Below are 11,749 nucleotides of genomic sequence, written 5' to 3' on the forward strand. Positions count from 1 at the left end.
CCCCGGTGACCGCGAAGTTATCGCGTTGTTAATAGATAGGGTAGGTCCCCTGTCCGGACAACACAACAAAGCGAGAAATCTCAAGATGGCTCAGACTGTTTTTGCCCCCGCCGCAACGCCTATCATTCCAATCACGGATCATAGCGGTTTTCCGGTGCATCGTATTTTCTGTGTCGGGCGCAATTATGCAGCCCATGCCGCAGAGATGGGCCATGCTGTTGATCGTGAGGCACCGTTCTACTTCAATAAATCCGCGCATGCTTTGCTGTTGTCTGGCAACGACATGCCGTACCCGCCGCGCACGAATGATTTGCATCATGAAATGGAGCTGGTGATCGCGATTGGTTCTTCTGCCCAGAATATCTCGGTCGATGACGCGATGGATGTGGTGTTTGGCTATGCCTGCGGGCTGGATATGACGCGCCGTGACTTGCAAGCCGCTGCCAAAGACAAACGTCGCCCGTGGGACACCGGTAAGGATTTTGAGAATGCCGCGATTATTGCGCCGATCACAGTTGCGGCCGAATTTGGGTCACTCAAAGACCAAGTCATTCAGTTAACGGTCAACGGCGACACGCGCCAAGAGGCAACGCTGGCCGACATGGTGTGGTCTGTTCCCGAAATTATCGCAGATCTATCAACCCTTTATAACTTGCAGCCTGGTGATTTGATCATGACTGGCACGCCGGCAGGTGTTGGCGTCGTGACCCCAGGCGATGTTCTGCGCGGCACTATTGGCGATCTTGCACCGGTCGAAACCACAATAACCTAGGTTGCTAGGGATCAGATATTGCTACACTTTATTATTCAAACAATTGCGCGCTTAATGGCGCTTCTTGGTGGACTTGTTCTATGTCTAGTCATCTTGGCCGTCTGTATCAGTGTCGCTGGGCGCGAGGCTGCTGACCTCGCCAACACCGGATATCTGGGTGTTTTGGGCGCTTGGCTACTTGGCATCGGGCTTGGCCCAATCTTGGGTGATTTTGAACTGGTTGAGGCAGGCACTGCCTTTGCGATCTTTGCATTTTTGCCGATCACACAACTATCTGGCGCCCATGCGCGTGTTGATATCTTTACCGGCGGCCTTAGCGCGAAGACCCGGCATCGGATTGATACATTCTGGAGCATCGTGATGGCAGTGATCGTCTTGCTGATCACATGGCGGTTGTTTGAGGCGCTTCAAGATAAACACAGATATGGTGATACGACTTATCTGATCCAATTTCCCGTGTGGTGGGCCTATGCGGCCTGCTTTGGGGCAGCATTGGTTGCCTGCGCGATCAGCCTGTATTGTGCGGCAATGCAGAGCATGGGGAAAGAATAGGATGCTCAGTGATCTTGCCCTTGGGTATTTGTCGTTCCCGGTTTTGCTTTTACTTATCTTTGCGCGTGCGCCGATTGGTTTGGCGATGCTGATCTGCGGGATCGGTGGGTTATATTTTGCGACAGACGGCACGACGGTGTTCATGGCGCGCCTCAAGTCAGAGGTCTATTCGACGTTTTCAAACTATAACCTGTCGATCATCCCGATGTTTCTATTGATGGGTCAGTTCGCCACGCTCTCTGGCATGTCGCAAGCATTGTTCCGTGCGGCGCAAAGCTGGCTGGGCCACCGCAAGGGTGGCATGGCAATGGCCGCTGTTGGAGCCTGTGCTGGCTTTGGCGCGATTTGCGGGTCGTCGTTGGCCACTGCCGCCACCATGAGCAAGGTCGCCCTGCCAGAGCTGCGCAAATACGGTTATTCCGGTGGGTTTTCGACGGCGACACTTGCAGCGGGCGGAACATTAGGTATCTTGATCCCACCGTCCGTGATCCTTGTGATCTATGCGATGCTGACGGATCAAAACATCGCAAAGCTTTTTGCCGCCGCGATAATCCCCGGTATCTTAGCCGCGCTTGGCTACATGCTGACCATTGCGATTTATGTTCGCTTTCACGCGGATGAGGCCGGAACACACCCAAGTATGCCATTTGGCGAACGGTTCAAGGCATTGATCGCGGTTTGGCCTGTGCTGCTGGTTTTCGGTCTAGTTGTAGGGGGCATCTATCAAGGTTGGTTCACTCCAACAGAAGGGGCCGCTGTTGGCGCCGCAGGCACAGGGCTGATCGCCTTACTTTCGGGTAGCCTGAACTGGAAGGTTCTGCGCGGTAGTATTCTTGAGACGGCGACAGGCACTGGGATGATCTTTTTCATTGTCTTAGGTGCTGCGTTTTATAACGGGTTTCTTGCGTTGTCCCATGTGCCACAAGAATTGTCTGGCTGGGTGACAAGCCAAGGCTTTAGCCCATGGGCCGTAATGATCCTGATCTTGGTGTTTTATCTGATCTTGGGTTGCTTGATGGACAGCCTTTCAATGATCCTGTTGACGGTGCCGATCCTATGGCCAGTTATCAGTTCACTTGATTTCGGCATGACAACCGAGGAACTCGCAATCTGGTTCGGCATCATCGTTTTGATCGTGGTCGAGGTTGGGTTGATCACGCCGCCTGTGGGCATGAACCTGTTTATTATTAATAGCATGGATAAAGAAACGCCCATCACGGCGACCTATCGCGCCGTGATGTTCTTTGTCGCGTCTGACATCGCGCGGGTCGCAATACTGTTGCTTTTCCCCGCGATTACGCTGGTCTGGATCAGGTGATCACGTCGGGCGCGTCGCGTCCGGTGCGTGTCTTGATCTGAGCCAGTTCCTCGGCAGCGGCGATGACATCGGCAAGCGCTTCTTCCGGCGTCAGGTGCAGCTGGTTTGGCGATGTCTCGACCCGTTCAAGATAGACACGGATTGTTGCACCTTGGGTACCTGTGCCAGACAGGCGAAACACAACGCGCGAACCACCCGAAAACATTACGCGAATGCCCTGACCGCTGGTGTAGCTATCATCAACCGGATCACGATATACGAATTCGTCGGCCTCGGTCACCGTAAGCCCCGCAACGTGATGGCCGGGCAGGCTACCAAGTTGGCTGCGCAAGTGATCCATCAGACCGTTGGCTGCGTCGCTATCGACAGCCTCGTAATCGTGGCGGGAATAATAGTTGCGCCCGTAGGTCGTCCAGTGATTGTCCATCAGAACAGCGACAGAATGCCCGCTGGCCGCAATAATGTTCAGCCACATTAAAACAGCCCAAAGCCCGTCTTTTTCACGAATATGGTCAGAGCCGGTACCAGCGCTTTCTTCGCCGCATAGGTTTGCTTTGCCTGCGTCGAGCAACGTGCCAAAGAATTTCCATCCGGTCGGGGTTTCAAAACACGGGATGCCCTTTGCCTTGGCAACCCGGTCAACGGCACCAGAGGTCGGCATGGACCGCGCGACGCCGGAAAGCCCCGATTTGTATCCGGGCGCAAGATGCGCATGCGCCGCAATCAGCGCAAGGCTGTCGGAAGGGGTGACATAGGCTCCGCGACCCACAATCATATTGCGGTCGCCATCGCCATCGCTGGCCGCACCAAAGTCGGGTGCGTCGTGCCCAGTCATAAAGTCCATCAATTGATGGGCCCAAATTGGGTTTGGGTCGGGGTGGCCACCACCAAAGTCGGGCGAGGGAACACCATTCAGCACGGTTCCCTTAGGCGCACCAAGCGTCCCTTCAAGGATCGCGGTCGCGTAGGGTCCTGTCACGGCATGCATCGCGTCAAAGGCCATGCGAAATTCACCTGCAAACAGCGCACGAATTGCGTCAAAATCGAATAGCTCGCTCATCATGGCGGCGTAGTCGGCTACGGAGTCGATCACCGACACTTTCATTTCGCCAAGTGTGGTCTCGCCAATTTTTGCAAGGTCGATGTCGTGGGCGTCAAGGATGCTGTACTCTGTAAGCGTCGTTGTCTGTTCAAAAATTGCTTGGGTCACGGCCTCGGTGGCAGGGCCGCCGTTGGCCATGTTGAACTTAAGCCCAAAATCCGCGTCGATGCCGCCGGGGTTGTGGCTTGCCGATAGGATAAACCCACCATCAGTTTTCAGTTTGCGGATCAGATGCGACGCGGCCGGAGTGGAAAGGATGCCGTTTTGGCCCACGATGACATGTGTCGCGCCGTTTGCTGCAGCCATTCGCAAGATGACTTGAATAGCGCGGTCATTGAAATACCGGCCGTCGCCACCAACAACAAAGGTTTTGCCAGACGCACCATCAATGCCGTTTAAGATTGATTGAACGTAGTTTTCAAGAAAATGGGGGGCCATGAAGGCACGGGTCTGCTTGCGCAACCCGGATGTTCCTGCTTTTTGTCCTTCAATTGGCTGGGTTGCAATAATCTGTGCTGTCATAATCAAGCCTATGTTGTTGGGTCGGGCTGTGGTTGCCCATCAAATGTAAAAGCGCACGGTAATGCATGGTCGATCACGCGTTGCGCATTCGGAATGTCGTTACCTTCGGCGCGTCGGGTTGCGACAGCGCTCGAATAACTGAGGCTTAACCAGCGGTGGATAAGCCGCGCCCGCAATTCAGGCATCGGAACCTCGAGCCGGACAGTCACGTCCCAAAGCGGTGCAAGATCGCGCCAAGGTGCCTCATCGAACATAAGGTAATTGCCTTCGACGATGATAAACTGCGCATCTGCAGGAACTGTGACCGCGCCTGCAATCGAAATGTCGCGGGTGCGATCAAATTTGGGGGCATATACGTCGTTGCCCAGTTTAAGCGCGCGGACAAGGCGAATAAAACCATCAGCATCAAAGGTTTCAGGCGCGCCTTTGCGTTGAACCAACCCTTTTTCCTCTAGAACGGTGTTATCAAGGTGGAAACCATCCATTGGTACGACAACCGCTTTGCGGCGCTGCGCATTCAGGCGGCGCGCGACTTCGGCTGCGAGCGTTGTTTTGCCACAAGCCGGTGCGCCGGTGATTGCGACCAGCTGTCTGGCATCACCTTTTTGCAAAAGGTTTTCAGCCAGTGTGTTGATGTGAAGTGTTAGGTTATCCAATGATCTATGGCCTGTGCTCGGGCTTTGCCCATGTTTTACGTTGAGCCTATCGATAGTTCCAAGCACTGGCGACAGGTTTCTTATTTATGTGCCGATGATTGCCGATTGTTAAGCGGGAAACGTGGCAATCCATGGGACCTTGCCCTAGGTTGACGCAAAGGGTGATGGCAGCAACAGGTGCTAAAGTGATTTCCAAGTTAAAGCGCGTCTGGCATATCCTTTATGCCGTTTGGCAAACTGCCGGAGAAAAGCATCTTGGTCTGATTGCTGCTGGTGTGGCATTCTTTGGCATATTCGGGATATTTCCAGGCATAGCTGCGGTAATCGCTATCTTTGGGTTGTTGGCGGACCCCGTCGTGATTTCTGAGCAGCTGGTTTTGATGGATGAAATCATCCCGCCTGATGCTTATCGGCTTTTGTTGTCACAGATAAACCGTTTGGTTCTTGCTCCACCTGAAAAACTTGGTTGGGCGACCGTGGTATCCATTTCCGTTGCGCTTTGGTCGTGCCGAGCGGGTGTCGGGGGGTTGATCGGTGGCTTAAATGCGATTGCTGGGCAGCGTCAGCGTAATGGTATTTTACAGATGTTAATCGCATTTGCGCTGACAATCGCATTGGTATCGCTTGCGATTGTTGCGTTGACCGCTGTTGTCATTTTGCCGATCGTTCTAGCCTTCGTACCTGTTGCTGCGTCAACTGTCTGGATCGTGGAAGGGGCGCGTTGGTTGATTGCGCTTGGGGTGTTGATGCTGGGGTTGAGCTTGCTGTATCGCTTTGGCCCGGCGCGTATTGGTCCGCGTGGGCGCTGGATGACCGTGGGTGCTTTTACGGTGATCATTCTTTGGGTCGTCGTATCAATTGCGCTGTCGTACTACCTGACCAATTTCACAAGCTATAACGAAGTCTACGGGTCTATTGGCGCTGTGATCGGTCTGTTGTTGTGGCTGTATGTGACAGCATATTTGATCCTACTTGGCGCGGCTCTTAATGTCGAAGTTCATGGGTATGATGTGCCGCCATCCGGCGGCGACACGTCATTTTTGGACGAAAGCTAGGTAACCGCTGAACGGGCCTGATATGCAGGGCTATTCCACAGTTTATTTTGCATGACGTCGGCTATAATACTGATGGCCCTGTCAACGTCAGCGATGTCTATGAACAGTGGTGTAAACCCGAACCGCATGATGTCTGGCGCACGAAAGTCACCGACAACGCCACGGGCAATACAGGCCTGCATGGCAGCATAGCCTTGATCAAACGCGAACGACACCTGACTGCCGCGCTGTTCAGCGTCGCGCGGGCTTGCAAGGGTTAGCATGGGGCAGGTGGCCTCAATCCCTTTGATGAAACGTTCGCTCAGTTCGATCGAGGCGGCACGTAGGTCACCCATATCCACTGTGTCCCAGATATCTAGTGCTGCACTAAGTGCGGCCATTTGGATGACCGGAGGCGTGCCGACACGCATCCGTTCGATCCCAGTGCCGGGACGATAATCGAGGTCAAAGGCGAATGGGGCTTCGTGCCCTAGCCACCCCGACAGAGCAGGTTGACAGTTTTCAACATGTTGCGGTGCGACATAAATAAACGCCGGTGCCCCCGGGCCACCGTTGAGATATTTATAGCTACAGCCAACAGCAAAATCGGCATTGCCACCGGTTACGTCGACGGGTAGTGCGCCTGCCGAATGCGCCAAATCCCAGACTGCAACAGCCCCGACTGAATGCGCCTTAGCCGTCAATTGGGGCATATCGTGCAGACGGCCGGTGCGATAATCGACCTGCGTTAACATTAAAACTGCGACTTCGTCAGTGATCGCTTGCTCAACCTCTTCTGGTGCCACAACCCTGAGCTCATGACCACGGCCAAGCGCCTTTATTAACCCTTCAGCCATGTAGATATCAGACGGAAAGTTACCGCTGTCAGTCAGAATGACTTTGCGGTTTGGAACTAAATCTATTGCTGCGGCAAGCGCTTGGTAAACCTTAATCGACAACGTATCGCCGAGCACCACATGTCCTGTCGCTGCGCCAATCAGCCGACCGATACGATCACCTAACTTGGTGGGTTGCGCCATCCATCCGGCCTTGTTCCAGCCAGTGATCAGCATCTGCCCCCATTCGTCGCTCACAGTCTGGGCGATCTTAGTTTTAGCAGCAGTCGGTAATGGCCCCAGCGAGTTACCGTCGAGATAGATCATACCGTCGGGCAGATCGAATTGTGCTTTGGTCGCGCTAAAATCGGTCATAGGCCCACCAACATAGCGATTAGAGTAAGGGCTGCCGGAATAGTTTGGACATATAGCGCAGACTTGATGCCGCTAAGGTAACCAACACCCCCAGCAATAAGCACACAAATTACGATGAACGCGACCAGTTGGGCGTTCCCTAACAGCAGCCCAACGACAATCCCGGCTGCCAGAAACCCGTTGTACAAACCTTGGTTCAGCGCAAGCGATTTGGTCTGCGTGGCGAAATCTTCGGTCGTGCCAAACACGCGGCGTCCACGCGGTTTGTCCCAAAACAGCATTTCTAGAACAGTGATGTAAACATGGATCGCAGCAACGATCAGCGCGAGAATTGTTGAAAGCATTTGCTTTTCCTTATTAAGGGCAGGTTTGACCGCCCGCGATTTCTATCGTTTGACCATTCACGCTGCGCGCCCCATCGCTGCAAAGCCACAGCGCGGCTGATGCAATTTCATCGACACCCAGCAGTTTGTTGTGACGGTTGCCCGCGGCCATCCGCGCGGTTGCATCATCTTCGGTCATACCAAAGCGGGTTTGCATGCCGGTGATCTGATTGCGCACGATATCGGTTTCCACATAGCCGGGGCAAAGCGCGTTGAACGTGATGGGGCGGCCCATGTATTCCTCAGAAAGTCCATGGATCAGGCCGATGACCCCATGCTTGCTGGCCGTGTAAGGAACCCCGTTTTTCAATCCACGTACGCCAGCGATTGAACTGACACCAATCATGCGGCCTGACATCGTATCTGGCAGCGTCGCTAACGCAGCTTGTAGCGTTAAGAATACACCGTCTAAATTTGTGGCCATCATCGTGCGCCAATCCGACAAGCTGGTTTTCGCAAATGACCCGGCTGTCGCAATACCCGCATTTGCAACGCAGATCTGAATTGGGCCGCGCGCTATGGCTGCCTGCGCGATACCGTCGCGGACTGAGGTTTCGTGAGATACATCCATTTTTAATGGATGGAGGCGCGGATGATTTTGAGCCAATTGCACAAGTGTTTCCAAACGGCGGCCTGTAATTGTGACCTCTGCGCCAGCACCTGCCAAGGCTATCGCGATTGCGGCCCCAATCCCAGTCCCCCCGCCTGTTACAAGCGCGTGTTTTCCCTGATGTTCCATCGGTGCATCCTCCAATTGCCGTTATGGTATCTTTCGACGAACCATGGACAAGCGAAAACGAGCGCATCAGGGCCTACGCCGCGTTTATTCCGATGTCACCGTTTCGCTACGTTTATGTAGAAGACTGATTGTAGTTCAGTGTGAGGGATGTTTTATTGTGCGTGTCACGGTGAAACCATGCCGAAAATTTCGCATGGATCTGGCGCGGTTTGGTCGATGTAGGGCCCGCCGATTAAGGCTGTTAGCGTATGACATAAGGAAAACAGGGGTTTGGGAGTTGTAATATGCTAGTCTGCCATATAACAAATCGCGGATTGCTGACTGATTAATGGGGGATTGTCTGTGAAAATCGGCACACCAAAAGAGACGTTTGAAGGCGAGAATAGGGTCGCGATGACCCCGGCCTCGGCGAAAGATTTACAAAAGCTGGGCTATGAATGCTTGATCGAAACCGGCGCTGGCACGGCTGCTGGTTTTTCGGACCAAGCCTATGCTGATGTTGGCGTTGAGGTCGTAAAAACGGGTGCTGCGCTGTTTAAGACAGCTGATATCGTAGCAAAAGTTCGCCCGCCGTCAGACACCGAAGTAAAGCGTTTGCGCGATGGTCAGACGCTGATTTCGTTCTTCTATCCAGCGCAAAACACTGAGCTGATGGACGCCGCCAATAAAAAAGGTGCAAGCGTTATCGCGATGGACATGGTGCCACGCATTAGTCGCGCCCAAAAGATGGACGCGCTATCGTCGATGGCAAATATCGCGGGTTACCGCGCCGTGATCGAGGCTGGTAACAACTTTGGACGTTTCTTTACCGGGCAGATCACCGCGGCAGGTAAAGTTCCGCCCGCAAAGGTGTTGGTCGTTGGGGCAGGCGTTGCAGGTCTGGCTGCGATTGGTACGTCAACTAGTCTTGGTGCGATCACCTACGCTTTTGACGTGCGCCCGGAAGTGGCCGAACAAGTTGAATCGATGGGCGCTGAATTTGTATTCCTCGACTTTGAAGAAGAACAGCAAGACGGTTCCGCGACAGGTGGTTATGCCGCTGTTTCCAGCCCTGAATTTGCGGCGGCCCAATTGGCCAAGTTCCGCGAAATCGCGCCAGAAATGGACATCGTTATCACAACGGCCCTGATCCCGGGCCGCGACGCGCCAGAGCTATGGACCAAAGACATGGTCGAAAGCATGAAGCCGGGTTCGGTCATTATTGACCTCGCGGCCGAACGTGGCGGTAACTGTAAGCTGACCGTGAAAGACGAAAAGATTGTCACAGAAAACGGCGTGACCATCATCGGTTACACTGATTTCCCTAGCCGGATGGCGGCGCAGTCTTCGACGCTTTATGCGACGAACATTCGCCACATGATGACGGATCTGACACCCGAAAAAGACGGCGTGCCAAACCACAACATGGAAGACGATGTGATCCGCGGCGCAACAGTCACCCACAAAGGTGAAGTGACGTTCCCGCCACCCAAACCAAAGATCGCGGCGATTGCGGCAGCCCCTAAAAAGGAAGCGCCAAAGGAACTGACCGCCGAAGAAAAACGTGCCAAAGAAGTCGCAGACTTTAAGGCGCAAACCAAGAACCAAGTGACACTGCTTGCCGTTGGCGCAGCATTGTTGTTGGGCGTTGGGCTTGTTGCTCCGGCCAGCTTTATGCAGCACTTTATCGTGTTTGTATTGTCGGTCTTCGTCGGCTTCCAAGTGATTTGGAATGTCTCGCACTCGCTTCATACACCGCTGATGGCGGTGACGAACGCGATTTCATCAATCATCATTCTTGGTGCTCTTATGCAGATCGGATCAGGGTCAGCCCTTGTGATCGTTCTGGCGGCACTGTCGGTCTTTATGACAGGCATCAACATCTTTGGTGGTTTCCTCGTGACACGGCGCATGCTTGCCATGTTCCAAAAGTCTTAAGGGAGTAGGGACAAATGGATTTCGGATTTACAACAGCGGCCTATGTGGTCGCAGCAGTCCTCTTTATCCTCTCGCTTGGGGGGCTTTCGGGGCAAGAAAGCGCAAAACGCGCTGTATGGTATGGCATTGCAGGCATGGCGCTTGCGGTTGTCGCAACACTCATTGGACCAGGCTCTGGGCTTTGGTTCTTGTCGCTGGTTCTTATCGCCGGCGGTGGTGCCATCGGTTACATGCTGGCGACTAAAGTTCAGATGACCCAGATGCCAGAGCTGGTCGCAGCGATGCACAGCCTTGTTGGTCTGGCGGCGGTCTTTGTTGGCTTTATCGCCCACTTTGAAATCGGAAATGTTCTGAGCGGCATTTACGGTGATGATTTGGGTACCTTTGCTGACCTGATCGCGCATAAATCAGCGGTTGAGATCAATATCCTGCGCGTTGAACTGTTCCTCGGCATCTTTATCGGTGCGGTCACGTTCACAGGTTCGGTCATTGCTTATGGCAAGCTGGCTGGCAAAGTGAACTCTGCCGCGACGAAACTGCCGGGCGGTCACTTGTTGAATGCGGCTGCGGCTGCGATCTCTTTGATCGCGCTGATCTGGTACTTCAACACTGGTGGGTTCCTGCCGCTGTTCGTGATGACGCTGATGGCGCTGTTCATCGGTTATCATCTAATCATGGGCATTGGTGGCGCAGATATGCCTGTCGTGGTTTCCATGTTGAACAGCTACTCTGGCTGGGCAGCTGCTGCGATTGGTTTCAGCCTTGGCAACGATCTGTTGATCGTGGTGGGCGCGCTGGTTGGTTCGTCTGGTGCGATCCTGTCGTACATTATGTGTAAGGCGATGAACCGCAGCTTTGTTTCCGTGATCCTTGGTGGCTTCGGCGGTACTGCTGGGCCGCAGATGGAAGTCGAAGGCGAGCAGGTTGCGATCGATGCAGACGGTGTTGCAACTGCGCTGAACGAAGCTGACAGCATCATCATCATTCCGGGTTACGGTATGGCGGTGGCGCAGGCGCAGCAAAGCGTGTCTGAACTGGTGCGCAAGCTACGTGCCAAGGGCAAGAACGTGCGTTTCGCCATTCACCCTGTTGCGGGGCGTCTGCCGGGCCATATGAACGTGCTGCTGGCCGAAGCTAAGGTGCCGTATGACATCGTGATGGAAATGGACGAAATCAACGAAGACTTCCCTGATACGGACGTCGCCATCGTGATCGGGTCCAATGACATCGTGAACCCTGCGGCGCAGGACGATCCAAACAGCCCAATCGCTGGGATGCCTGTTCTAGAATGCTGGAAAGCGAAACAGGTGTTTGTATCCAAACGTGGTCAAGGTACCGGCTATTCCGGTATCGAAAACCCGCTGTTCTTTAAAGACAATACGCGGATGTTCTATGGCGATGCGAAGAAGTCTTTGGACGAGCTGTTGCCAAAAATCGATTAAGTGAGATGGATTAAAATCCACCCTACGCAGGCCTCGCCATTGAGTTGGCGGGGCCTTTTCGTTTTTGCGAATGACTGGTTCGATCCCACTGTGACCGGTGC

11 protein-coding genes are annotated in these 11,749 nt (G+C 53.9%); 6 read left to right on the plus strand and 5 right to left on the minus strand.

The features are described from left to right. Positions 1-85: 85 nt before the first annotated feature. The 3 genes from CYQ09_RS02860 to CYQ09_RS02870 are packed head-to-tail and all read left to right on the plus strand — an operon-like array spanning position 86 to position 2,642. The gene (locus CYQ09_RS02860; RefSeq protein ID WP_106743939.1) at positions 86-772 is read left to right on the plus strand and encodes a fumarylacetoacetate hydrolase family protein; all 687 of its coding nucleotides are present in this window, start codon (positions 86-88) and stop codon (positions 770-772) included. 18 nt (positions 773-790) lie between these two features. Then, a complete protein-coding gene (locus CYQ09_RS02865) occupies positions 791-1,324 on the plus strand; it encodes a TRAP transporter small permease (protein ID WP_106743940.1) in 534 nt (177 codons plus the stop codon). Between the two features lies 1 nt (position 1,325). Further along, complete coding sequence (locus tag CYQ09_RS02870) at positions 1,326-2,642, plus strand: TRAP transporter large permease (RefSeq protein WP_106743941.1); 1,317 nt, start codon at positions 1,326-1,328, stop codon at positions 2,640-2,642. Here CYQ09_RS02870 and CYQ09_RS02875 read toward each other — a convergent pair. Further along, on the minus strand, positions 2,635-4,266 hold the full coding sequence (locus tag CYQ09_RS02875) for an alpha-D-glucose phosphate-specific phosphoglucomutase (protein WP_106744550.1): 1,632 nt from the start codon (positions 4,264-4,266) through the stop codon (positions 2,635-2,637). The genes CYQ09_RS02870 and CYQ09_RS02875 overlap by 8 nt on opposite strands. A gap of 8 nt (positions 4,267-4,274) precedes the next feature. After that, the gene (locus CYQ09_RS02880; protein WP_106743942.1) at positions 4,275-4,922 is read right to left on the minus strand and encodes a sugar transporter; all 648 of its coding nucleotides are present in this window, start codon (positions 4,920-4,922) and stop codon (positions 4,275-4,277) included. Between the two features lie 164 nt (positions 4,923-5,086). On the opposite strand from CYQ09_RS02880, the gene CYQ09_RS02885 reads away from it, so the two are divergent. Beyond that, complete coding sequence (locus CYQ09_RS02885; RefSeq protein WP_106743943.1) at positions 5,087-5,977, plus strand: YihY/virulence factor BrkB family protein; 891 nt, start codon at positions 5,087-5,089, stop codon at positions 5,975-5,977. Here CYQ09_RS02885 and kynU read toward each other — a convergent pair. The 3 genes from kynU to CYQ09_RS02900 are packed head-to-tail and all read right to left on the minus strand — an operon-like array spanning position 5,974 to position 8,289. Further along, positions 5,974-7,167, minus strand: coding sequence for a kynureninase (gene kynU, locus CYQ09_RS02890; RefSeq protein ID WP_106743944.1), 1,194 nt, complete (start codon positions 7,165-7,167; stop codon positions 5,974-5,976). The two genes, CYQ09_RS02885 and kynU, sit on opposite strands and share 4 nt — an antisense overlap. Then, a complete protein-coding gene (locus CYQ09_RS02895; RefSeq protein WP_106743945.1) occupies positions 7,164-7,511 on the minus strand; it encodes a DUF1304 domain-containing protein in 348 nt (115 codons plus the stop codon). Before CYQ09_RS02895 ends, kynU begins: the two co-directional genes overlap by 4 nt. Before the next feature lie 13 nt (positions 7,512-7,524). Next, positions 7,525-8,289, minus strand: a complete 765-nt coding sequence (locus CYQ09_RS02900; RefSeq protein ID WP_106743946.1) for an SDR family NAD(P)-dependent oxidoreductase — start codon at positions 8,287-8,289, stop codon at positions 7,525-7,527. Between the two features lie 342 nt (positions 8,290-8,631). On the opposite strand from CYQ09_RS02900, the gene CYQ09_RS02905 reads away from it, so the two are divergent. Together CYQ09_RS02905 and CYQ09_RS02910 are read left to right on the plus strand one after the other, a co-directional pair. Further along, a complete protein-coding gene (locus CYQ09_RS02905) occupies positions 8,632-10,206 on the plus strand; it encodes a Re/Si-specific NAD(P)(+) transhydrogenase subunit alpha (protein WP_106744551.1) in 1,575 nt (524 codons plus the stop codon). Positions 10,207-10,220: 14 nt separating this feature from the next. Next, positions 10,221-11,648 carry an NAD(P)(+) transhydrogenase (Re/Si-specific) subunit beta gene (locus tag CYQ09_RS02910; protein WP_106743947.1) on the plus strand — a complete coding sequence of 476 codons (1,428 nt, stop codon included), beginning with the start codon at positions 10,221-10,223 and terminating at the stop codon, positions 11,646-11,648. The last annotated feature ends 101 nt before the right edge of the window (positions 11,649-11,749 follow it).

The organism is Yoonia maritima, assembly GCF_002933395.1.
GTDB classification, from domain to species: Bacteria; Pseudomonadota; Alphaproteobacteria; order Rhodobacterales; family Rhodobacteraceae; genus Yoonia; species Yoonia maritima_A.

Excerpts from the sequence above, each read along its gene's own strand:
- kynU (WP_106743944.1), bottom strand. The coding sequence starts at position 7,167 with ATGACCGATTTTAGCGCGACCAAAGCACAATTCGATCTGCCCGACGGT.
- CYQ09_RS02860 (WP_106743939.1), top strand. The coding sequence starts at position 86 with ATGGCTCAGACTGTTTTTGCCCCCGCCGCAACGCCTATCATTCCAATC.
- CYQ09_RS02900 (WP_106743946.1), bottom strand. The coding sequence starts at position 8,289 with ATGGAACATCAGGGAAAACACGCGCTTGTAACAGGCGGGGGGACTGGG.
- CYQ09_RS02885 (WP_106743943.1), top strand. The coding sequence starts at position 5,087 with ATGGCAGCAACAGGTGCTAAAGTGATTTCCAAGTTAAAGCGCGTCTGG.
- CYQ09_RS02895 (WP_106743945.1), bottom strand. The coding sequence starts at position 7,511 with ATGCTTTCAACAATTCTCGCGCTGATCGTTGCTGCGATCCATGTTTAC.
- CYQ09_RS02875 (WP_106744550.1), bottom strand. The coding sequence starts at position 4,266 with ATGACAGCACAGATTATTGCAACCCAGCCAATTGAAGGACAAAAAGCA.
- CYQ09_RS02870 (WP_106743941.1), top strand. The coding sequence starts at position 1,326 with ATGCTCAGTGATCTTGCCCTTGGGTATTTGTCGTTCCCGGTTTTGCTT.
- CYQ09_RS02910 (WP_106743947.1), top strand. The coding sequence starts at position 10,221 with ATGGATTTCGGATTTACAACAGCGGCCTATGTGGTCGCAGCAGTCCTC.